Annotated in this window: 17 protein-coding genes; all 17 read right to left on the reverse strand. The window is 70.3% G+C overall.

Translation table 11 applies throughout. The annotated features are described in order from the left end of the window. Positions 1-14 precede the first annotated feature (14 nt). The gene (gene ggt, locus HGI30_RS18875; RefSeq protein ID WP_168908965.1) at positions 15-1,610 is read right to left on the reverse strand and encodes a gamma-glutamyltransferase; all 1,596 of its coding nucleotides are present in this window, start codon (positions 1,608-1,610) and stop codon (positions 15-17) included. Next, the gene (locus HGI30_RS23325) at positions 1,607-2,989 is read right to left on the reverse strand and encodes a pyridoxal-phosphate-dependent aminotransferase family protein (RefSeq protein WP_235680192.1); all 1,383 of its coding nucleotides are present in this window, start codon (positions 2,987-2,989) and stop codon (positions 1,607-1,609) included. Before HGI30_RS23325 ends, ggt begins: the two co-directional genes overlap by 4 nt. Continuing rightward, positions 2,986-4,464, reverse strand: coding sequence for a Zn-dependent hydrolase (locus HGI30_RS18885; RefSeq protein WP_235680193.1), 1,479 nt, complete (start codon positions 4,462-4,464; stop codon positions 2,986-2,988). The genes HGI30_RS23325 and HGI30_RS18885 overlap by 4 nt, the downstream gene beginning before the upstream one ends. A gap of 40 nt (positions 4,465-4,504) precedes the next feature. Further along, positions 4,505-5,962 carry an allantoinase AllB gene (gene allB / locus HGI30_RS18890; RefSeq protein WP_168908966.1) on the reverse strand — a complete coding sequence of 486 codons (1,458 nt, stop codon included), beginning with the start codon at positions 5,960-5,962 and terminating at the stop codon, positions 4,505-4,507. A gap of 131 nt (positions 5,963-6,093) precedes the next feature. Further along, positions 6,094-6,456 (reverse strand): hydroxyisourate hydrolase, encoded by a 363-nt coding sequence (gene uraH, locus HGI30_RS18895; RefSeq protein WP_168908967.1) that lies wholly within the window; start codon positions 6,454-6,456, stop codon positions 6,094-6,096. A 21-nt stretch (positions 6,457-6,477) separates the two neighbouring features. Continuing rightward, positions 6,478-6,984: a 2-oxo-4-hydroxy-4-carboxy-5-ureidoimidazoline decarboxylase gene (gene uraD / locus HGI30_RS18900; protein ID WP_168908968.1), complete on the reverse strand. Its 507-nt coding sequence runs from the start codon at positions 6,982-6,984 to the stop codon at positions 6,478-6,480. After that, positions 6,981-7,463: a nucleoside deaminase gene (locus HGI30_RS18905; RefSeq protein WP_168908969.1), complete on the reverse strand. Its 483-nt coding sequence runs from the start codon at positions 7,461-7,463 to the stop codon at positions 6,981-6,983. The genes uraD and HGI30_RS18905 overlap by 4 nt, the downstream gene beginning before the upstream one ends. Positions 7,464-7,553: 90 nt before the next feature. Further along, entirely contained in the window at positions 7,554-8,363 is an 810-nt protein-coding gene (locus tag HGI30_RS23675) for a (2Fe-2S)-binding protein (protein ID WP_168908970.1), read from the reverse strand. Then, positions 8,356-10,803 (reverse strand): molybdopterin cofactor-binding domain-containing protein, encoded by a 2,448-nt coding sequence (locus tag HGI30_RS18915; RefSeq protein WP_168908971.1) that lies wholly within the window; start codon positions 10,801-10,803, stop codon positions 8,356-8,358. The genes HGI30_RS23675 and HGI30_RS18915 overlap by 8 nt, the downstream gene beginning before the upstream one ends. Beyond that, on the reverse strand, positions 10,800-11,855 hold the full coding sequence (locus HGI30_RS18920) for an FAD binding domain-containing protein (protein WP_168908972.1): 1,056 nt from the start codon (positions 11,853-11,855) through the stop codon (positions 10,800-10,802). The genes HGI30_RS18915 and HGI30_RS18920 overlap by 4 nt, the downstream gene beginning before the upstream one ends. A 255-nt stretch (positions 11,856-12,110) precedes the next feature. Then, positions 12,111-13,040, reverse strand: a complete 930-nt coding sequence (locus tag HGI30_RS18925) for an ABC transporter permease (protein ID WP_168908973.1) — start codon at positions 13,038-13,040, stop codon at positions 12,111-12,113. A gap of 103 nt (positions 13,041-13,143) precedes the next feature. Next, entirely contained in the window at positions 13,144-14,229 is a 1,086-nt protein-coding gene (locus HGI30_RS18930; protein WP_168908974.1) for an ABC transporter permease, read from the reverse strand. Beyond that, the gene (locus HGI30_RS18935) at positions 14,226-15,821 is read right to left on the reverse strand and encodes an ABC transporter ATP-binding protein (protein WP_168908975.1); all 1,596 of its coding nucleotides are present in this window, start codon (positions 15,819-15,821) and stop codon (positions 14,226-14,228) included. The genes HGI30_RS18930 and HGI30_RS18935 overlap by 4 nt, the downstream gene beginning before the upstream one ends. Before the next feature lie 25 nt (positions 15,822-15,846). Next, complete coding sequence (locus HGI30_RS18940) at positions 15,847-17,043, reverse strand: BMP family ABC transporter substrate-binding protein (protein ID WP_235680194.1); 1,197 nt, start codon at positions 17,041-17,043, stop codon at positions 15,847-15,849. A gap of 1,228 nt (positions 17,044-18,271) precedes the next feature. Then, positions 18,272-19,429 (reverse strand): nucleotidyltransferase family protein, encoded by a 1,158-nt coding sequence (locus tag HGI30_RS18945; RefSeq protein WP_328805168.1) that lies wholly within the window; start codon positions 19,427-19,429, stop codon positions 18,272-18,274. Then, on the reverse strand, positions 19,426-20,715 hold the full coding sequence (locus tag HGI30_RS18950; protein WP_168908977.1) for an XdhC family protein: 1,290 nt from the start codon (positions 20,713-20,715) through the stop codon (positions 19,426-19,428). The genes HGI30_RS18945 and HGI30_RS18950 overlap by 4 nt, the downstream gene beginning before the upstream one ends. A gap of 45 nt (positions 20,716-20,760) precedes the next feature. Then, entirely contained in the window at positions 20,761-22,605 is a 1,845-nt protein-coding gene (locus tag HGI30_RS18955; RefSeq protein WP_206109947.1) for a PucR family transcriptional regulator, read from the reverse strand. Positions 22,606-22,804 lie beyond the last annotated feature (199 nt).

Consider the following 22,804-nt stretch of genomic DNA (forward strand, 5'->3'; position numbering starts at 1 on the left):
CAAGTCCTACCGGCTTACCAGCCGATCGCCAGGCCGTCGCCGCGCGGATCGGCCGCGCCGGTCATCAGGCCGCCCGCGTCGATGACGATGCCCTGCGCCTGGCCGGTGAGGCCATCCCAGGCGTCGACCAGCTCGACCCGGTGCCCCCATCCGCGCAGCGTCGCCGCCGCAGCGGCCAGGCCGCGGTTTTCGAGCTTGAGGCTGTCGCTGTCCTGCCCCCACGTCCGGCCGTAGATCCAGCGCGGCAGCGAGAGCGCCTCCTGGACGGTGCAGCCGTAGTCGATCAGGCCGGTGATGACGGACAGCTGCGTCTGCGGCTGGCCCTCGCCGCCCTGCGAGCCGACGAGCGCCCACGGCTTGCCCCCGCGCAGGATCATCGCCGGCATGAGCGTGTGGAACGAGCGCTTGCCCGGAGCGAGCACGTTCGGGGCGGACGGATCGAGCGAGAAGAACGAGCCGCGGTTCTGCAGCAGCACGCCGGTGTCGTCGGGCATGTAGGCCGCTCCGAAATCGTAATACAGGCTTTGGATGAAGGAAACGGCGTTGCCCTCGCCGTCCACGACCGCCGCGTAGGCGGTGTCCTGCCCCATCGCCGGCGACAGATGCGGAGCGGGATTCGGGAAGCTGCGGCCGATCTCGTCGTACAGATGGCGCGCGTACGATTTGGACAGCAGCCGCTCCAGCGGAATATGCGCGAAGTCCGGATCGGTCAAGTAGCGGTCGCGGTCGCGGAACGTCTTTTTGACCGTCTCGGCCATCAGGTGGTAGAACGCGGCCGAATCGCGCGGGATCGCGGACAGGTCGGCGTTCTCCAGCACGTTCAGCATCATGAGCGCGGAGAAGCCCTGCGAGTTCGGCGGCATCTGATGCACCTCGCAGCCCCGATAGCTCACCGACACGGTGCGCACCCACTCGCCGCGATGGGCGGCGAAGTCCCCGCGCGTCAGCAGGCCGCCGTCCCGCTCCATCCCGGCGACGATGCGCTCCATGACCGACCCTGCATAAAAGCCGTCCCGGCCCGCCGCCTGCAGCTCCCGCAGCGTGCGCGCGAGCGCCGGCTGCATGAGCCGGTCGCCGGCCCGCAGCAGCCGGCCCTGCGGCAGGTAGAGCTCCGCCAGCGCGGGGCAGGCGGTAAGCTCGCGCTCGCCGAGCCGCATCCAATGCGCCAGATTGCGCGAGATCGGAAAGCCCTGTTCGGCGTACTGGGCCGCCGGCTCCAGCAGCTCCTCCCACGGCATCCGGCCGCCGCGCCGCCACACCTCCCACCAGGCGTCGACCATGCCCGGCACCGTGATCGAGCTGCGCACGCCGCGCCGAGGAATTTCCTGCTCTCCCGCGTCCGCATAGACGGACGGCGACACGCCGCTGCCGGCGCGGCCGCTGCCATTGTAGCCGGCGATCTCTCCACTCGCCGCGTCGTAGAGCATGAAGAACGCGTCGCCGCCGACGCCGGTCATATGCGGATAGACGACGCCGAGCGCCGCGCTGACGGCCACGGCCGCATCGGCGGCGCTGCCGCCTCGGCGCACGATGTCCCGTCCAATCTCGCTGGCGATGTAATGGGGCGTCGCGACCATCCCCTGGTAGCCCATCGGCATGACCGGCTTCATACGCTTCCCTCCTCGTAGATGTCGAGCGCCGCCTGCACCGCCGCTCCGGCCTCGAGCCGCGCGCCGTGGCGCAGCAGCACCGCCTCCAGCGCGACGAGCAGCAGGAGCACGTTGCGCTTCGAGCAGCTGTAGCCCATCGTGCCGATGCGCCAGATGCGGCCCTTGAGCGGGCCGAAGCTGCTCGCGATCTCGATGCCGAACTGCTCCAGCAGCATCGAGCGCACGGATTCCCCGTCGATGCCCTCGGGAATCTCGACGCAGGCGACGACGGCCAGCTTGCACGACGGATCGCCGTACAGCCGCTGGCCCATCGCCTCCAGTCCCGCGACGAGCGCCGACTCATGCCGGCGGTGGCGGGCGAAGCGCGCCTCGAGCCCTTCCTCCAGCACGAGCCGCACGCCCTCGCGCAGCGCATACAGCATCGACGTCATCTCGGTGTGGTGGTTGAGCCGCGCCGGGCTCCAGTAGTCCTGCAGCTGGCTGAGGTCGAGGTAGTTGCTGCGGATGACGCTGCCGCCGAGCTCGCTCGACGGCGGCGGCTGCAGCTTCGGCGCGGCGGACGCGAGCGCGGCATGGCCCGCGCTGCCGGGTCCGGCGGCGGACTCGGGCCGAGCGGCCGCGCCGCTTGAGCCAGGCAAGCCAGCGGCGGCCAGAGCGCCGGGCGGCTCCTCCGCTGCCGCAGCCGGAGGCTGCAGCCCGCGCTCGACGCGCTTGCGGCGGAGCAGCTTCGCCTCGGCGCGCTCGTTGTACGTGATCGGCGCCATGCCGGACGGCACCGACAGGCATTTCTGCGCGCCGCCGACGACGGCGTCGAGACGCCAGGCGTCGGTCTCGACCGGCACGCCGCCGATCGTCGCCACTGCGTCGACGACGATCAGGATATCGCGCTCCCGGCAGGCCTTTCCGATCGCCTCCAGCGGCTGCACGCGGCCGGTCGACGTCTCGCCGTGGACGATCGCCACAAGATCCGGCCGGCAGGCGTCGATCGCCTCGATCACCTCGCGCGGCTCGAACACCTCGCCCCATGGCTTCTCGATCGTATATACCTCCGCCCCGAGCCGCTGCGCCAGCTCCGTCAGCAGATGGCCGAACCGGCCGAAGATCGGCACGAGCACCCGGTCCCCCGGCTCGATCAGCCCGGTCAGCACCGCTTCCAGCCCGGAACGGGACGTGCCGTCGACCGGATACGCCCAGCGGTTGCCGGTGCGGAACAGCTCCCGCAGCATCTCCATCGTCTCGTTCATGAGGGCGGTGAACTCCGGGTCGAACTGGCCGAGCACCGTATGGCTCATCGCCCGCAGCACGCGCGGGTCGGCCTCCACCGGCCCCGGCGTCAGGATCGTCCTCGGCGTCGGCGCCAGATCGGCATATCGTTTCATGGCACTCTCTCCTCGTAGGCAAGCTCGTAAAGCGCATCGATCAAAACCGCCAAGCCCGCGGCCAGCTGCGCCTCCTCCGTAAATTCCAGCGGGGAATGGCTGATGCCGGCCCGGCTCGGCACGAACAGCATCGCGGCCGGACAAAGCTCCGACAGGAGCTGCGCGTCATGCCCCGCTCCGCTCGCCATGCGGCGGACCGCCAGGCCCCGCCGCGCGGCCGCCCGCTCGAGCCGTTCGGCCAGACCCGCGTCCATCGGGGCCGGCGGCGCGTCCATCCACAGCTCGCCCTGCAGCTCGAGGCCGCGCCGGGCGGCGATGCCGTCCAGCTCCTCCAGCAGCTCCCGGCAGAACGCCTCCAGCGCCTGCGCGTCGTCATGCCGGACGTCCAGCGTGAACACGACCCGGCCCGGCACGACGTTCGGCGTGCCGGGCTCGGCGGCGATCCGGCCGACCGTGGCGACCATCGGCTCGCCCCGGCGGACGGCCGCCCGCTCGGCCGCGAGCGCCATCTCCGCCGCTCCGGCGAGCGCGTCGCGCCGCAGGCGCATCGGCGTCGTGCCGGCGTGGTTGGCTTCGCCGGCCACCGTGAACGTGTAGCGGCGCTGGCCGACGATCGCCTGCACGACGCCGATGCCTTCGCCGCCCCGTTCCAGCACGATGCCCTGCTCGACGTGGAGCTCGACGAACGCGGCCAGGTCGCCGCGCCGAGGATGCGGCTGCTCGGGGCGGCCGAAGCCCGCCGAGAGCATCGCCTCCTCCAGCGTCGTTCCGCCCGCGTCGCGATAGCGCGCGGCCCCCTCGAGGCCGTAGCGGCCGATCATCGTGCCGGAGCCCCAGTAGGAGAGCGGGAAGCGGCTGCCTTCCTCCTCGCACAGCGACACGACCTCCAGCGTCCGCTGCGGCGGTCCGCAGAAGCGTCTCAGCGCCGCCAGCGCGGCGATGCCGGCGGCGACGCCGTAGGCGCCGTCATAGGGGCCGCCGCGCCGCACGGTGTCGATGTGGGAGCCGGTCAGCACGACGCCGCTCCCGGCTTCCGTCCCCGCCAGGCGGCCGTACAGGCTGCCCGCGCGGTCGAAGCGCGGCTCCAGGCCGGCTTCGGCGAGCCGCCGCTCCAGCCGGCGCTGGGCCTCCAGCCATGCGCCGTCGTACAGCAGGCGCGTCACGCCGAGCGCGCCGGCCGGGCCGATCAGGCCGGCCGAGTCCGCCGGCTGGGCGGACGCGGCGGGCTCGCCGGAGCAGCCGCTCGAACGCATCGCCGCCCCGGCCTGCTCGCCGCCTAGCGCGGCCTGCGGTGCCGGCCCTCGCTCCGCCCAAGCTGTCCCGCCAGCTGCGGCCGCCTGCTCCGCCGCCCCGGCAAGCTGCGGCTCCTGGCCATGCGCAGGCACGGCGCCTTCCGCGCCGATCCAGGCCAGCTCCCGCAGCAGCTCCATCATGAAGGAGGCCGCCTGCTCCATCTGCTCGCTTGTCAGCGCCATCCGCGCCCCCTCCTTTCTTCCGCTTCCAGCGTCAGACGCTTCAGCGCGCGCCGAACGGCCCGCCTGCCCCGGCCTCCGCGGCCAGCCGCCGCTCGGCCGGCGCGCCGAGGCCGCCCGGCGTGCGCATGCCCCCGGCCGGCACGACTCCGCCTTCGAGCGAATAGGCGACGCGCCCCCGCAGCAGCGTGCGGACGACCCGCACGTCCATCCGCATGCCCGTGTACGGGCTGTGCGGGTGCAGGTACTGCAACTGGCTGCTCTGCAGCGTGTAGCCGGCGCGGCGGTCGATCAGCGCCAGATCGGCGTCCTTGCCGACGGCGATGGCGCCCTTGCCGGCCAGGCCGAACCGCTCCGCCGGCGCCCCGGACAGGACGCGGGCGAGCCGGCCGGCCGGGATGCCGCGCCGCAGCCCTTCGCCGAGCACGAGCTCGACCGTGCTCTGCGCGCCGGAGATGCCGCCCCAGGCGTCGAAGAAGCTCAGCCCCGGCCGCGCCTTCAGCTCGATCGGGCTCGGGCTGTGGTCGGAGGCGACGAGGTCGATCTTGCCCTCCGCCAGCTGCGCCCACAGCCGCTCGACGCTTTCGGCGTCCCTCAGCGGCGGCGCGCATTTGGCCACCGGCCCGATCCGCGCCATGTCGTCCGCCGTCAGCATCAGGTAGTGCGGGCACGTCTCCACGGTCACATCCAGGCCGTCCCGCCGCGCGCGGTGTATCCGCTCCACGCTGTCCGGATGGCTGATGTGCACGAAGTGCAGGCGGCAGCCGGTGAGCTCCGCATAGAACAGCGCCCGGTGCACCGCCTCCAGCTCCGCGACCGGCGGCCGCGAAGCGGCGAAGTCGAGCGCCCCGAAGCGGCCTGCCCGCCGCATCGAATCGCCGAGCGCGGTCGTCATGCTGTCGTTCTCCGCATGCAGCGCCAGCACGCCCCCGAACGAGGCGATGCGCCGCATCCCCTCGTACAGCGTCCAGTCGTCCGCCTCGACGAAGCGGCCCTCTCCTTCGCCCCCCGGCTTGGAGACGAACGCCTTGAAGCCGACGACGCCGGCTTCCGCCATGGGCTCGAGCTCCTCCAGCTTGCCCGGGACGAGCCCGCCCCAGAACGCGTAGTCGACGGCGGAGCGGCCCTCGGCGCAAGCCGCCTTGAGGGCGAGCGCGGCCCGGTCGACCGTGGCCGGCAGCCCGTTCAGCGGCATGTCCGCGTAGGCGGTCACGCCCCCGGCCGCGAGCGCGGCGGAGCCGGTCGGGAACCCTTCCCAATAGCCCATGTTCGGCTCGTTGAAATGCACGTGCACGTCCACGCCGCCCGGCAGCACGAGCAGCCCCGACGCGTCGACCGTCTGCGCCCCGGCCGCGTCCAGCTCCGGCCCGATCGCGGCGATCCGACCGCCCGCGATCGCGATGTCGAGCCGCTGCGGCTCCGCGAAGTCCGGCAGGACGACGTCTCCGCCCTTAATCAGCGTCTCCCAGCCCTTGCCCTCCGGCACCGTGTTCTTCGTCATGATGTTCGCCCCTTCCCTACGCCGCAATCCTCGCCATGCCTCGCCATGCCTCGCCCTAGCTGCCGTCCGTCCCGTCCGCGCGTCGCCCGGCTCCTTCATCGGGAGGCCTGCCGGCGCATCAGCCGGCTCGCTCAGCTGCCCCGGTAGCTGCTGTACCCTCCCGGCGCGACGATCAGCGGCACGTGGTACGGCTGCGACGCGTCCGCGATCGTGAACCGGATCGGAATCTGCTCCAAAAACGCCATGCCTTGAGCGGCGCCGACTCCCGCCGCGCGGAAATACGCGCCGGCCTCGAACAGCAGCTCGTACGTGCCGGGCGTCAGCTCATCCCCGGCCAGCAGCGGGCCGTCGATGCGGCCGTCGGCGTTCGTGAGCGCCTCGCGCAGCAGGCCGGCCTCCCCTTCTCCGGCGAGGCGCGTCAGCGTCAGCGCCATGCCTGCCGCCGGGCCGCCTTTCGACGTGTCCAGCACATGCGTCGTCAATTTTCCGCTCATGCCGCTCCCCCTTCCCTTTGCCTAGCCGTCGATGAGATCCGCCAGCCGGAAGCCGGTGATGCGCCCGATCTCCCGCAGCGCCTGCTCCAGCTCCGCCTCGCGCTCCCGCAGCGTCCGCTCGCGCAGCGCCTGCAGGATGCCGTCCTTGTCCTTGCCCTTCACCGCGAGGATGAACGGAAACCCGAATCGCTCGACGTACTGCCGGTTGAGCGCGGAAAACGTCTCGAACTCCTCCGGACTCAGCCGGTCGAGGCCCGCGCCCTGCTGCTCGGCGACGGAATGCTCGCTCATCGCGAGCCGCGCCCCGAGGTCGGGATGCTGCCGCAGCAGCGTCAGCACCGCTTGCTCGCCCGACTCGCGCACGGTCCGCTCCATCGCGGCATGCAGCTCCTGGCGGCTGGCGTACGGCCGGCCCGCTGCCGCCCGCTCCGCGACCCAAGGCGAGTGCTCGTAGATGCCGCCGAGCGCCTCGACGAGCCTTTCCGGCGTCATGCCGTTCAGCTCCCCGATCGTCACGCGCGCGCTCATGTCCAGTACCCCTCGTGCACCGCGACGATCGCCTCGTCGAGCTCCGCGAACGGCCCGATGACCTCCACCGGCTTCTGGCCGGCGGCGAACACCTCGCGGCACGGCAGGTCCAGCGTCGGGTTCTGCTCGTCGTCGCCGGTCAGCTCCAGCAGCCTCTTCTCGCTGATGCCGTACACGACGGTGCCGACGTTGCCCCAGTAGATGGAGCCCGCGCACATCGCGCACGGCTCGACGGACGTGTACAGCGCGCAGTCCCACAGGAACTTCTTGTCGAAAAGGCCGGAAGCGCGCTCCATCAGCGTCGTCTCGGCATGGCCGGTGCAGGTGCGCCCGGTCACCTCGATATTGCCCTGCTCCAGCAGGATCTCGCCGTCCGGGCCGACGAGCAAGGCCCCGAACGGCGTATTGCCGGACTCGCGCGCCGCCCTCGACACCTCGACGGCCCGCTTCAGGTAGCGGATATGGTCTCTTTCGCTCATCGCATTCTCTCCTTCTTGGATCGGGTTCGCTCTAGGGCTGCCGATCGTCCTCGCCAAGCCGGTCAGCCCCGGCTTGCCGGCCTGCCGCGCTTATCCCGCGCCACCTTCCCTGGCCGGCTCGCCCGCCGAAGCCCGGCATACCGCCCGGAAGATGCTGCCGTAGCCGGTGCAGCGGCAAATGTTTCCGGCCAGCGCCTCCTCCGTCTCGGCCCGGGACGGGCAAGGATTGGCCTCCAGCATCGACGTCGCGCTGACGACCATGCCGGGCGTGCAATAGCCGCACTGGAAGCCGCCTTCCTCGAGAAAGGCGCTCTTCACGCGCTCGGCCCGCTCGCTCCGCAGTCCCTCGATCGTGACGATGTCGGCGCCCTGGCACTGATAGGCGGACAGCAAGCAGCTGTTCATCGGCTCGCCGTCCACGAGCACCATGCAGGCGCCGCAGCGGCCGATCTCGCAGGATCGCTTCGTGCCGGTCAGGCCGTGATCCTCGCGGATGACCGCCAGCAGGCGGCGCGACGGATCGGCCCGCAGCGAGCGCGGCTCGCCGTTCAGGCGGAAGCGGAGCTCGATCGCGCCGCCATCGGGAGGCCCCGATGCGGCTTCTGCCGGTGCCGCGCCGGCATCGAGCCGCTCCGGCGCCAGCACGGCTTGCGCCGAAGCCTGCTCCGCGAGCGCGGAAGCGGCTCCTTCTTCTCCGGCGGGAGGGACCGGCTCCGCGCGGCTTGCCTGTTCCGGCACGGCCGCATCGGCGGGGCTATCTTCGGGAAGCGCGTCCGGCACGCTGTTCGCACGCTCCGGCGCCTCTGCCAAGGCATCCGTCGCGTCCGCAGCCCGCTCCGCCAGCTGGCGCCGCTCGGGCTCCGACTCGCCGACGGGATACCGCTTCGTCTCGTCACGCATCGCTTCCGCCTCCTTTGGCCTGCCATCCGGCGCTCCAGGGCCGCAGCAGCTCGCCCGGCTCGACCGGGAGCCGGCGCACCCGCACGCCGACCGCGTCGCGGATCGCCGCCGTGATCGCCGGAGCCAGCGCCACCGAGCCGATCTCGCCGACGCCGCGCGGACCGTAGCTGTCGTCCTCCGGCAGCTCCTCGATCGCCTCGACCGTCAGCCGCCCGACATCGGCGGCCGACGGCACGAGATACGTGTCGAAGTTGCGCGTCGCATAACGCCCTTCCTCCATGACCGCATCCTCGCTCAGCGTGAAGCCGAGCGCCATCGAGGCCCCGCCCTCGATCTGGCCGAGATAGCCCTGCGGGTTGGCGACGGGGCCGGCGGCGACCGCATGATGCTGGTCGGTCACCTTGACCCGGCCGCTCCGCAGGTCGACCTCGACGCGGGCGGCGACCGCCGCGTAGGTGTACAGGAAATGCGCGCCGACGTGCGGCTTGCTCGTGACCGGATAGTGGAACGTCGTCTCGCAGGCGATCGGCTCGGCCGCCGACCGGCGGGCCAGCTCCGCGTACGTGGCGACGATGCTGCCGTCCTCGTCCACGACGCCGCCCGCGCCGGTGCGCAGCCGCTCCGCCGGCACCCCGGAGCCCGCGGCCGCGGAAGCCGCTTCCGTCAGCCGCCGCGTCAGCTCGGGCCGCAGCCGCCGCAGCGCCATCCACATCATGCTGGTGGCGCGGGAAGCGGTCGACGAGCCGCTGTTCGGGACGATGTCGGTGTCGCCGATGAGGATGCGGATGTCGTCCGGCGCGAAGCCGAACTGCTCGATCAGCATGCCGCTCAGCGTCGCGAGCAGCCCTTGGCCGAACTCCTCGTAGCCGAACACCGCCTCGATGACGCCGTCCGCCGCCAGCCGCAGGATGCCGCCCGCCGGGTCGGGAATGCCGTAGCCGAGGCCGGCTCCGTGCATCGTCAGCGCCGCGCCGTAGCCGACGCGCACCCACGGCGCGCGCACGCGGGAGGCCTCAGCAACGGCCAACGCGGCGTCTTGTCTCGACAGATACCGGTCCGGCTCCGCCGCTGCCAGCCGCGCTTCTTCCGCCGCGCCGGTCGCGCTGCCGGCTCTCGTCCCGCTTCCCCCCTCGATACCTGCCGCCGCCGCGATCAAGCGGACCGCTGGACGCGACTGCCAGAGCGGGGAGCGCTCGAGCGCCTCCCACACCTGCCGCGCGCCGTCGGTCGGCGCGATCGGCTGGCCGAGCGGTCCGGGATCGGACGGCTCGCGCATGTTCATCCGCCGGAATTCCCATGGATCGATGCCGTGAAGCTCCGCCAGCTCGTCGAGCTGGCTCTCCAGCGCGAAAATAGCCTGGTTGCCGCCGAAGCCGCGGAACTCGCCCGACACGCCGTTGTTCGTGTACACCGCATGGCCCTCGACATCGAGCTGGCCCCAGCGGTACGGCCCGATCACATGCTCGGTGGAGAAGTTGAGCACCTCCGCGCCGAGCGTCGCGTACGCCCCCGTATCCGACAGGATGCGGACGCGATGGGCGAGCAGCCGTCCGTCCCGGTCCGTCCCGGTGCGCATCGAGATGAGCATCGGGTGCCGCTTCAGCCCGGCTCGCACCGACTCCGCCCGGGAGTTGTGCAGCCGCACCGGCCGCCCGGTCTTCAGCGCCAGCAGCGAGCCGTACGGCTGCACGTTCAGCTCGTCCTTGCCGCCGAACGAGCCGCCGATCGGGCTCGATACGACGCGGATGCGCTCCTCCTCCCAATCCAGCATGCGGGCAAGCTGCATCCGGTCCATGAGGCCGTGCTGCGTCGCCGAGTAGACGGTCAGCCTGCCATCCGCTTCCGGGATGAACAGGCCGCCCTCGGTCTCCATATAAGCGTGCATCTGGCGAGGCGTCGCGTACTCCCGCTCGACGATGTGCGCGCAGCGGGCGAACAGCGCCTCCAGCTCCTCCGGCTCGCCGGTGCGGTATTCCGTGCGGTGCAGCAGGTTGCCGTCCTCATGCAGCTGCGGCGCGTCCGGCAGCAGCGCGAGGCGGGGATCGGTGAGCGGAGGCAGCGGCTCGTACTCGACGTCGATCCGCGTGAGCGCCTGCGCCGCGATCTCCGGCGTCTCGGCGGCGACGGCCGCTACGGCGTCGCCGACGTAGCGCACCCGGTCGCTGCACAGCGCAGGCTGATGCGGAAACGCGATGCCGAACCGGTTCAGCCCCGGCACGTCGCGATGGGTGATGACCGCATGCACGCCCGGCAGCGCCTCCGCCCGCTCGATGCTTATCGAGCGGATGCGCGCATGCGCGTGCTCGCTGCGCAGCACCCGCGCCCACAGCGCGTCCGGGCGGCTCATGTCCGTCAAGTACGCCAAGCTGCCGTCCACCTTGGCCGCGCCGTCCGGGCGGACCCGCCAGCGATCGCCGCTTCCTTCCCGGGTCAGGATCATGGCCGCTCTCCTCCTCTCGCTGTCCATCCTTCCCATACGGCGGCCGCAGCCAGATTGGCCGCGCAGCGGCGGCGGTACTCCGCATCGGCGAAAGCATCGCCCGCCGGCGTGTACTCCGCCAGCGCGGCCTCATGTGCGGCGCTGGCCGCGCGTGCCGGATCGCCGCTTGTCGCGAGCGCCGCCAGCGCCGCCCGCTCGGCGAGCCGCAGCCGCTGCGGCGGCGCGGAGCCGCCTCCGGCGGCGAGCCGCAGCCATGCGCCCGATGCGGCGGGGCCGCCTCCGGCCGCCGCGACGCAGACGAGCGCCGGCGTGAACGACTCGCGCCGCCCGACCTTGCGCCAGGCGTGCCAGCGGCCGCCCTCGCTGCGGGCGCCTTCGCCAGGGGCGGCCTCGCTCCATACGCTCTCGCTGCGCGCGCCTGCGCTAGGGCCGTCCTCGCTCCAAGCGCCCTCGCGGCCGCGCAGGCTGGCCGCGCCCTCCGCTTTCGGAGCAGCCGGGGCCACGGCTCCCGCTGCGGCCGCCGGCGCCGGCAGCGTCACCGCCGCCAGCAGGCGGCGCTCCGGAGCCGCTCCGGCCCGGCGCTGCTCCAGCCACGCCTCGACGCTCTGCCCGGCGAGCGAGGCGCCGTCGTACCAATCCAGCTCGGCGTCCAGCGCGAGCAGCGCCGGCAGGCTGTCTCCGACCGCCGACGCGATGTTGCCGCCCAGCGTGCCGAGATTGCGAACGCCCGGCGCGGCGATCGTGCGCAGCGCCTCGCGCAGCATCGGCCAGCCCGCGCTCTGCGGCGCCTTCAGCACGGCGGAGAGCGTCGCCTGCGAGCCGATGCGCAGGCTGCCGTCCGGCTGATGCTCGATGTCCGCGAGGCCGCGGATGCGGCGCAGGTCGAGCAGGACGGACGGCGGCGCCAGTACGCCGTTCTCCCACTGCGTGCGCAGCAGCGTCCCTCCGGCGACGGGCAAGGCGGCGAAGCCATGCCGCGCCCGGAGCCGCCAGGCTTCTTCCAGCGTGGCCGGCTGCAGCAGCAGGGGCCCGGCCGTTTCCCTCAAGCTCATGCTTGTTCCTCCTTCGCCTCTCGCTCCGATGGCGGCCCGGCCCGGCACGCTTCGCGCGTCCCGCGCTTTTGCGTCCCGTGTTCCGTGTCCCGTGTTCCGTGTTCCGTATCTTGTGTCTCGTATCTTGGTAACCCGTGTCTCGTGCCTCGTGTCCCGTATCTCGTGTCCGTATCTTGTGTCCCGTGTCCCGTGTCTCGTGTCCCGTCTGCCGCGTCCGCCGCGCCTATGCCCTCGACGTCCGCCGGCTCCTTCCTTCTACAGCCGCTGCTCGCGGATATACGGCAGGCCGAGCGACTCCGGCGAGCCGGACGGCTTGCCGCGTCCCCGCCATCCCAGGTACATGAGCACGAGGATCGTGACGACGTACGGGATCATCTTGAGGAAATACGACGGGATGAGCGAGCCCTCCAGCTGGATGCGGAAGCCGATGGAGTCCAGCGCCCCGAAGAAATACGCGCACAGCACCGCTCGCAGCGGATTCCAGCGGGCGAAGATGATGAGCGCGACGGCGATCCAGCCGCGGCCGGCGGTCATCCCTTCGTTCCACGTGGGCGAGTAGACGAGCAGCATGTTCGCTCCCGCCAGGCCGATCAGCACCGCCCCGCCGATGACATAGGCGTACCGAGACAGCTGTACGGAGACGCCCATGACGTCGGCCGTCGCCGGGTTGTCGCCGATCGCCCGCAGATGCAGCCCGAGCGAGGTGCGGTGGAGGAGCAGATGCAGCCCGAGCGCGAGCGCGAAGCTGAACCAGGTGAACCAGTCGAGCCGGCCGAAGATCGGTCCGAGGAACGGCACGCCGTCGAGAAACGGCAGGTCGAGCTTCGGAAAGACGCCCGGCAGCGGCTGGCCGGCGACCGGCTTGCCGAGATAGGCGCTGAGGCCGGCTCCGAACAGCGTCATCGCCAAGCCGCTGACGATATGGTTGGCGCGCAGCGTCACCGTCAGGAACGCGTGCACGAGGCCGAGGACGGCCGAGACGAGCACGGCGGCGAAGAGCGCCAGAGACAGGCTGCCCGAGCGGATGTAGACGAGGCAGGCGCTGACCGCGCCCATGAGCATGATACCCTCGGTGCCGAGCTGGATGATGCCGGCGCGCTCGCTCAGGATGCCGCCGAGCGTCGCGATCAGGAGCGGCGTGCCGGAGGCGATCGCGGCGGCGAGCAGCAAGGTGATGAAGTCCATGTGAGATTCCTCCCGATCGGTGTTGGGTCATGCTTGCTCCCCGCTCAAGGGCGTGCTTCGCCGCCTTTTCGGCCCTGCCTCCTTGGAAGGCTGCGGACACGCCCTAGGCGGCGCGGCGGATGCGGAAGCGCGCCGCCATGTCGCCGGCGATGAGGCAGAACAGGATCGCGCCTTGGATCATCGACGAGATCGACGAAGGCATGCCGATCGTTTGCACGCTGTAGCCGCCGACGATGAGTCCGCCGAACAGGAATGACGTGACGAGCAGGCCGGCGGGATGCAGCTTGGCGAGCCAGGCGACGATGATTGCCGTATAGCCGTAGCCCGGCGAGATGCCGTACATGAGCCGGTGCGAGACGCCCGCCACCTCCGCCATGCCGGCGATGCCGGCGAGTCCGCCGCTGATCGCCATGACGAGGAGGATATGCTTGCGGATGTTGATGCCGGCCCCGCGCGCGGCGTCCGGATTGGCCCCGATCAGGCGCAGCTCGTAGCCCCAGCGGGTATAGCGGATGAGGACGGCGTACAGGACGACGGCGCCTAGGGCGAAGACGAGGCCCAGATGCAGCCGCGTATCGCCGAGCACCGGCAGCATCTGGTTGTCTCCGAACATCGGCGTGCCGGGGAAGTTGAAGCCCTTGGGGTCCTTCCACGGGCCGAAGACGACGTAGTTGAGCGCGAGCAGCGCGATGTAGTTCAGCATGAGCGACGTGATGAGCTCGTTGACTTGAAAATACGTGCGCGGGATCGCGGTGAGCAGGCCCCACAGCGCGCCGGCCGCCATGCCGGCGAGCAGCATGGCCGGGATCGTCAGCCAAAGGGACAGCCCCGGCAGGTAGATCGTGATCGCGGTCGCGCCCATCGCGCCGGCGATCAGCTGCCCCTCCGCGCCGATGTTCCACACCGAGATGCGGTAGGCGATCGAGACACCGAGGCCGCACAGCAGCAGCGGAATCGCCTTGACAAGCGTCTCGGTCAAGCCGAAGCTGGAGCCGAACGCGCCGTTCAACATCTTGGCGTAGACGGTCAGCGGATTCATCCCGTTCGCGGCGATGAAGACGGCGCATAGGACAAGCGCCGCCACGACCGAGACGATCGGCGTCCACCACGGCGAGCCCTTGCCCGCCGGGTCAAGCTCGAAGCGCAGCGGCAGGCGGGCCCGCCGCGCGGCTTGCGGTGTTGCGTTCATACGATGGCCTCCTCGCCGCTTGGATCTGGCTGCTGCTGCTCCGCCGGCTGCGCTCTGCCCGCCGCCGCTTCCTCCGCGCCGGTGGAGCCGGTCATGAGCAGGCCGATGCGCGGGCGGTCCGCCTCGTCATGCGCCATCTCCCCGATGATGCGCCCGCCGAAGACGACGAGCACCCGGTCGGACAGCTGCAGGATCTCGTCGAGATCCTCGGAGATGAGCAGCACGCCGCTCCCGGAGGCGCGCAGCTCCATGAGCATGCGGTGCACGCTGTCGGCCGCCCCGACATCCAGTCCCTGCGTCGGATGCACGGCGACCATCAGCTTGGGCCGCAGGCTGATCTCGCGGGCGAACAGCAGCTTCTGCTGGTTGCCGCCCGAGAGCATCCGCACCGGCGTATCGAGGCTCGGCGTGCGCACGTCGAACCGCTCGACCAGCTCCTGCGCCCAGCGGCGGTTGGCGCCGCCGCGCAGCAGGCCGAAGCGCGAGCGCTCCGGACCGCGGTATGACTTGGCGAGCAGGTTGTCGGCGATCGCCAGGCTGCCGGCAAGGCCGCTCTTCATCCGGTTCTCCGGAATATGCGCGATGCCCGACTCGATCGCCTCCCTTGCCGAAGCCTGCTTCCATATCGCGCCGTCGAACTCGATTTCGCCGGAGGTCCACGGATGCAGGCCGTTCAGCACCTCCGCCAGCTCCTTCTGGCCGTTGCCGGCGACGCCGGCGATGCCGACGATCTCGCCCTTGCGCACCGTCAGGTCGAGCCCGTCGAGCGCCTTGCGGCCGCCGTGGCCGGCCGCCTTCAGGCCGCGAAGCGCGAGCAGCGGCTCCATGCCGGCCGGCTCCCGCTCCTGGCGCCGGAGGACGACCTCCTTGCCGACCATGAGCTGCGCGAGCTGCCGCTCGTCGGTCTCCTCGCGGGAGAGCGAGGCGATCATGCGGCCCTTGCGCATGACGGAGATACGGTCGGCGACGCTCATCACTTCCTTCATCTTGTGCGTCGTGAGGAGGATCGTCTTGCCGGCCGCGCGCATCCGGCGCAGCGTGGCGAACAGCTGGTCGGCCTCTCCCGGCGTGAGCACCGAGGTCGGCTCGTCGAGGATGATGATGTCGGCGCCGCGGTACAGCGTCTTGACGATCTCCACCCGCTGCTGCTCGCCGACGGACAGCTGCCAGACCGGCCGGTCGACCGGACAGCCGAGGCCGTAGCGCTCGGCCAGCCCGGCGATCTCCTCCGTCTTGCGCCTCATCCAGCCGGGGCCGCGCCAAAAGCCGCCTTTTTCGCCAAGCACCATGTTCTCCGCCGCCGTCAGCGTCTGCACGAGCCGGAAGTTCTGGAACACCATGCCGATGCCCAGGTCGGCCGCCTCCTTGGGCGAGCGGATGCGGGCCGTCTGCCCATGGATCCGGATCTCGCCCTCGGTCGCGCGGTAGACGCCGGACAGCATGCACATCATCGTGCTCTTGCCCGCGCCGTTCTCTCCGAGCAGGGCATGGATCTCGCCCCGGTCCGCCGTGAAGTCCACCTGATCGTTGGCCGTCACGCTGCCGAAGCGCTTGACGATCTTCCTCATCTCGACCGCTGGATGGGCACTCATCTGCTTTTCGCCTCCTTGATGGGCGTCAGTTCGGGATCGTTCCCTCCACGCCTTTCACGAACCAGTTCATGCTCAGAATCTCGTCCATCGTCAGCGACTTGCCGTCCTCCACCTTGGCCGCGCCGCTCTGGTCGCGGATCGGGCCCTGGAAGACGTCGAGCGTGCCGTCCATCGCCTTCTTGTGCTGCTCCTCGACGAGCGCCTTGACGTCGTCCGGCACCTTGGCGCCGAGCGGCGCGAGGCCGACCATGCCGTCCTTCATGCTGCCCATGTGCTGCTGGCTCTTCCATGTTCCCTCCATGACGGATTGGACGACCGACGCGTAGTACGGTCCCCAGTTCCAGACCGGATTGGTCATGTACGTGTCCGGGGCGAAGCGGCTCATGTCCGAATCGTTGCCGCCGGCGAAAGCTCCGCGCTCTGCCGCCGCCTGGATCGTCGCCGGGCTGTCCTGGTACGCCATCAGCACGTCGGCGCCTTTGTCCAGCAGGCTGACCGCCGCCTGGCGCTCGGTCGTCGGATCGAACCAGGTGTTGGACCAGACGACGCTCACCTTGGCGTCCGGGTTGACGCTTTGCGCGCCGAGCGCGAAGGCGTTGATGTTGTAGATGACCTCGGGGATCGGGAAAGCGCCGACGTAGCCGATCTGATTGTTCTTCGTCAGCTTGCCGGCCGCGATGCCCGACAGGTAGCTGGCCTCGAAGTTCTTGCCGAAGTAGGTGCTCATGTTGCCGTTCGTCTTATAGCCTGCGGCATGCTCGAAGACCACCTTCGGAAACTTCTTCGCGACGTTCAGCGTGTAGTCCATGTAGCCGAAGCTCGTCGTGAAGACGATGTCGTGGTTTTGCGCCAGCTCGGTGATGATGCGCTCGGCGTCCGCGCTTTCCGGCACGTTCTCGACCGTATCGGCCTTGAGGCCGGTCTGCTCCTCCATGTACTGGCGGCCCTTGTCATGCTCGTACGTCCAGCCGCCGTCTCCCGGAGGACCGATGTAGACGAAGGCGACGCGGGGCTTCTCGATCTTCGGCATCGCGGCGCTTTCGCCGCCTGCGTTTTCGGCCGCCGCGCCGGCGTTCGACGCTGCGCCGCCATTCGATGCTCCATTGTCGGCAGCCGCCGCCCCTTGGTTCGAGCTGCCGCCTGCGGAGCATCCGGCAAGCACGAGCACGACCGCCACGCATAGCCACATGGCGCTTTTGAACGTTCTGACCCTCTTTTTCATCCTTATCCTCCTCCGAATGGCTGCGCGCCCTCTGCTGGCCGGACGGCGCAGGATGTGCTGGAAGTACGGGCATGCGGCGCTTTGCCGCGCTGCTATGCCTTTCACTATAGGAGGCGTCTCGATCTTACGTCAACTTATCTAACGTATATTTGTGCATGACGGGAAATGGATCGGCTTTCATTGGGCGCGGCGCACGAAAAGAGGTGGAATCCGTTGCGGAACGGGGTTGTTCCGGCTCTATTTTATGTCATATATATGTAATATATTGACGATAGAGAGGATGGCATGCTCCGTGCCGCACGACTAGGAAGGCGCGCGGCGGCAACGGCAAAAAAGCAGCCGCGTCCTTCGCGGCTGCTATTTGGACAGGCTGCATTCGACTGCACGCCGGCTTGTTCCCGGCTGCACCGGCGGCTCGGCCGGGAGTACGGCCGGATCGCCCCCGGCAACGCGACAGGCTCGGTCCGGCAACGCGACCGGCTCGGCCCCGGCAACTCGGCTGGCTCGGTCCGGCAGCACGGCCGGCTCGGTCCGGCAGCACGGCCGGCTCGGCCCCGGCAACTCGGCTGGCTCGGTCCGGCAGCACGGCCGGCTCGACCCCGGCAACGCGGCTGGCTCGGTCCGGCAGCACGGCCGGCTCGGCCCCGCCAGTACGGCCGGCTCGGCCCCGGCAACGCGGCTGGCTCGGTCCGGCAGCACGACCGGCTCGGCCCTGGCAACGCGGCTGGCTCGGTCCGGCAGCACGGCCGGATTGCCCCCGGCAACGCGACCGGCTCGGTCCGGCAGCAACGGCCGGCTCGGCCCCGGCAGCACGGCCGGCTCGATCCCGGAGCACGGCCGGCTCGGCCCCGGCAACGCGGCTAGCTTGGTCCGGCAACGCGGCTGGCTCGATCCCGCCAGCACGGCCGGATCGGCCCCGGCAACGCGGCTGGCTCGGTCCGGCAGCACGGCCGGCTCGGCCCCGGCAACGCGGCCAGCTCGTCCCGCCAGTGCCGCCGGCTCGCTCCTAGCGCTTTTTCGGCAGGCTATGGTACACGAACGTCCTGGCCTCCTCGCCCTCTGCTCCTGCGGTGAACAGGCTAACGATACTCAGGAGCGCTATTCCCCCTTTTTCGCCTCTTCAGAACAGCTAACGAAACTCAGGAGCGCTATTCGACCGGATTGGCAGTAAAATCACCTGTTTTCGACTAAATAGCGCTCGTCAGTTTCGTTAGCATTCAAAACCCGGTCATTTCGCCCGAATAGCGTCCTGTAGTTTCGTTAGATCTGCTGCTGCGTCCGCCGGTCTGCCTAAAAACATCGACTTCCATGCTTGCCGCAGCCGCTCCAGCTCTTCCGGGATATCGGCGTCGAGGAGCATCCGCATCGGCACATCGAGCAGGGTCTCGCCATGGAAAGATTCGTCCCGCAAAAGCTTCCGGGCGCCTTGATCGCCGCTCAAGCGTCGGACTGCGCCGAACATGGTGGACCGAAGCGCTACAGGAGGCACGGGCGTCCCGTCCGCTCCGCCACATGCCGTCCAATCCAGCTCCGGACACTCGGCCAGGCGAGCGAGGAGGCGCCGCATCAAAGCCGCGTCCACGAAGGGCTGGTCCGCCAGCGCAATCAGGACCACGTCCGGACTCGTTCCGCTTGCGTCCAGCCTTGTCCCGCAAGCGCCGCCCGGCTTCATTTCGTCTGCATACGGCTTCATTTCGTCTGCATACGGCTCCATTTCGTCTGCATCCGCCTTTACTCCTGCCGCGGCTGGTTTCATCCCGTCCACGTCCGAATTCGTCGGGTCAGTATCCACCTTCAACTCCGCGGCGACTGTCTCCATCCCGTCGGCATCCGGCTTCACTTCCGCAGCGTCCGTTTCCATCCCCTCACCATCCAGCTCTGTTCCATCCACGTCTCCCATCCCGTTGGGGCCTAGCCGCCGCTCGTCGCCGCTCCCGCCGATCGCGGCGGCAAGGCCGCAGCGCAGCGAATGCGCCATGCCCCGATCGGCGTCGGAGCAATCCGCCCGCTCGATCAGGGGGCGCCGGCCGGCCAGCGCGGCCGACTCGGCTCCCCCAGGATCTGCCGCATCCGGCAGCCACATCCCGTCGTCGCCAGGCCGCATAACGGCCACCACCCGCTCGACGCCGCACGCCGCGAGCTCGCTCAGCACCGCCGAGCCGAGGCTGATGCCCGGCACCAGCTCGCGCGCAGGCTTGGCTCCGCCCATTCGCGAGCCGGCTCCTGCCGCGAGGCAGATGCCGACGGCCCGCAGCGGCGGCCCGCTCGCGCCGTCGGAGCAGCCGGGCGACACGCCTCCTTTGCCAAGCCTGCCGGGCAGCACGCCTCTTTCGCCTGACGCATCGCGCGGCACGTTCCCGGCTCCCTGACTCCGATGGGCCTTCACCGGAAGCCGCCGTTCTCGGCCAAGACGCGCCCCGGCCGGAGCAGGCAGCTGTCCGCAAGTCCCGCCTCTGAGACGAAGGATCGTGTCTCCAGGCTCCTGCCGCGAGCAAACGAATCCGCGGCGTCGCGCTCGCCGCTTGGCAGCGCCAAGGCCTCGGCAGCGGGAGGACTCGTCTCAGATCTCCTGCCGCCAGCAAGACCGACTGCCTCGGCAAGCACAGCCTCCCCGCCATTCCCGTCGCTCGCAGCCGCAGCGACTCTCGCTTCCTCGCGCAGGCTCACCAGCGGCACAGCCGCTGCCGCAGCTCGGGCCAGCGCGGGCTGCGGCAGCACGCCACGCCTGCGGACGGCGACGAGCTCCGCCGCGATGCTGAGGGCGATCTCCTCGGCGCCGTCGCCGCCGATGTCGAGCCCGACCGGACCCGAGAGCAGGCCCGGATAGTCGAGGCCGTCCAGCAGCAGCGCGATCCGGCGGCGGGAGCCGAGCACGCCGGCATAATGCGGCGGCTCCATCGCCAGGCGCTCCAGCAGCTCGCGCTCGAAGCGGAACCTATGGCTGCACAGCAGCATATAGTCGGCCGGGCCGATGCGCAGCTCGCCCAGCAGCTCCTCCGGCGTGCCGCAGCGCAGCTCGCAGCCCGGGAACCGCTCCGGCGCGCACAACGCTTCCCGCCAATCCGCGACCACGACGCGGAACCCTGCACGCTGCGCCAGCTCGGCGATGGGAATGCTGTCATCGCCGGCGCCGAACAGGATCAGCCGCGGGCGCTCCGCTAGATGCGTCACATAGCGGACCATGTCCCTGTCCGCAGCGTCCGCAGCGTCCGCAGCCTCCGCAGGCCGCAGCGGCTGAGCGAGCAGCCGATAGGCGATGCGCCCCTGCTGCAGCCGGCGCTCCAGCCATCGCTCCTCGCCCTGGCCGGCCGCCTCCCGCAGCACGGCCGCCAGCGCGCCTTCGATACGCTCCAGCAGAACCGTAAGCGAGCCTCCGCAGCCGGTCGCTTCGCCCCACAGCAGATCATCCGGCGAGCTCATGTCGTAGAGAATGCGCTGCCAGCCCGGTCCGCCTTCCTTGCCGCGCTCCGCTTCATCCAGCAGCAGCTCGGCGCGCTGCGCCAGATCCGCCTCCAGGCAGCCGGGGCTGATGCTCCCGCGTCTGAGGCCGCCGCGTCCCAGCAGCATGCACGCTCCTGGCTTGCGATAGGAGTGGCCGATCGTCTTCACGATCGTCGCCAGCACGAGCGGCTCCGATCCGTCCCAGCCTTCCAGCACTCGTCCTGCGTCCATCCCTCATCCCCCTCTCTATCAGTCCACGCTGGAGCGCCTCCCTCCCTACTTCCGGCTCGCGGATCGGACGGCGGCAGGCACCGGATCGACGGCTTTGCTCGCCGGGGCGGCATGTGCGCGAACGCCCGATTTCGCCGCCGGTGCGGCAAGGGCGGGATCAACGGCTTTGCTCGCCGGAGCGGCATGTGCCCGAACGCCTGATTTCGCCGCCGGTGCCGCAGGGGCCGGATCGACGGCTTTGCTCGCCGGTGCGGCAGGGGCCCGAACGCCCGATTTCGCCGCCGGTGCCGCAGGGGCCGGATCGACGGCTCTCGCCGCCATGCCGCGCAGCTGGAACGCCAGCTTCAGCCGCAGCAGGTCGTCCGTCTTCTTGAGGTCGACGCCGAGCAGCTCGCTGATCCGCTCCAGCCGATACGAGGCGGTGTTGCGGTGGATGTAGAGCTTTTTGGCCGTCTCGGCCAGCTGGCCGTCCTGCTCGAGATACACCTCGAGCGTGCGCAGCATCTCCTGGCTGTACTCCGGCTCCTTGCGCAGCAGTCCCTCCAGCACCCGGTCGCAATAAGCGGCGATCCGGCTTCCCGGCACGTCCTCGAACAATGCCGCCAGCTCCATCCGCCGGGCCGGAATGACCGCCTCCGCCACGCCCCAGCGGCGCGCCGTGCGCAGCGCTTCGCGCAGCTCCGCCCAAGCGCCGGCAAGCGCGGCCTCGCCCGTGCGGCGGCTGCCGACGACGATCCGCGCCGCGCCGCCCGACGCCTTGCGCAGGCTCGCCGCGCAAGCGGCCAGCCCGGCCTCCAGCCCGCTCCCCGCGGCCGGCTCCGGGAACAGCGAGAGCAGCCCTTCCTGGAGCCGCACATGCAGCGCGCCGCTGCGCCCGAGCTCCGGATGCCGGGCATACTCAAGCCGCGCCCGCTCCAGGCGCGCTTCCCATCCCGCCTCGTCCGGCGCCGAGCCCGCGTCGGTCAGCACGGGCACATACGCGCCGGCCATCGCCGCCGCCCCGGCCGCCCCGGAGTGCGCCGCCAGCTCGGAGGCGGCGATGCCGCCCTCCAGATAGCTCCGGACGAGCGCTTCATAGCTGCGGGCCGCGCTGCCGGCTGCCGCGTGGCGCGCTTCCAGCTGGTAGGCGATCAGCTCCGCCGCCTGACGGAACAGGCTCTCCTCCAGCGTGGTGAAAAAAGGCTCCTCCGTCACGAAGCAGGCGAAGCCCTGGATGTCCGCTCCCGCTCCGCCGTCCGCCTCCAGCGGAATCCGGTAGCAGTGCCAGCCGGCGCCCTTCGTCCACGGATGGCGTCCCGCCGTCCACGGCCAGCCCTGCAGCAGCTCCGCCGCCTCCGCGCGGCTGGAATTGTAGATCATCTCGCCGCTGCGGTCGACGACGGCGAGCGGATAGCCGACGACGCCCGCGATCTCGTCCAGCAGATGCCGGATCGGATCGCTTTGCATGGCGAAGCGCAGGAGCTGCTTCTGCTTCTCCAGCGCGGCCTGCAAGGCGTTGGTGCTGCGCTGCATCTCCGCCCGGTACAGCCCGTTCATCTGATCGGAGAACGTGTAGGCGTACGGGAGCTCGATCAGCGGGAACCCGAGCTCGTCGGCCGCCGCGATGAGCTCCGCCGGAATCTCCGGCCAGAAGCGTCCCGGCTTGATGCCGAGCCCCGACGAGCCTCGGCGGTCGAGCTGGCGCAGCAGCCCCGCCCCTCCTTCGGGATCGTCCTTGATGAGATAACCGGTCGTAAGCAGCATCTCGCCTTCTTTGATCCAATCCCAGATATCCGGCGCGTCCATGACGTTGACGGACTTCACGATCCTCCCCTTGCCTGCGGCCCCCGCGACGAGCCTGCCCTCCGACAGCGGATATACGGACAGCGCCTCTTCGACCGTCATGTGCATGCCTGCGCCCCCCTTGTTCGCTCTTCGTCCGGCTGCTTCCTTCCAGCCGCGAGCCCCATTCTCATGTTAGATTATCTAACATTATAAGCCTCCGAAGGCGAGGCAACAATGATTTTTTATGGCGCCTAGCCTCAGACTATAGCCAGCTATTCCTATTTGCAATTAGGCAGATCGCCGTCTCTTCGGCATAATGAAGCCT

This window comes from Paenibacillus albicereus, from assembly GCF_012676905.1.
GTDB lineage: Bacteria > Bacillota > Bacilli > Paenibacillales > Paenibacillaceae > Paenibacillus_O > Paenibacillus_O albicereus.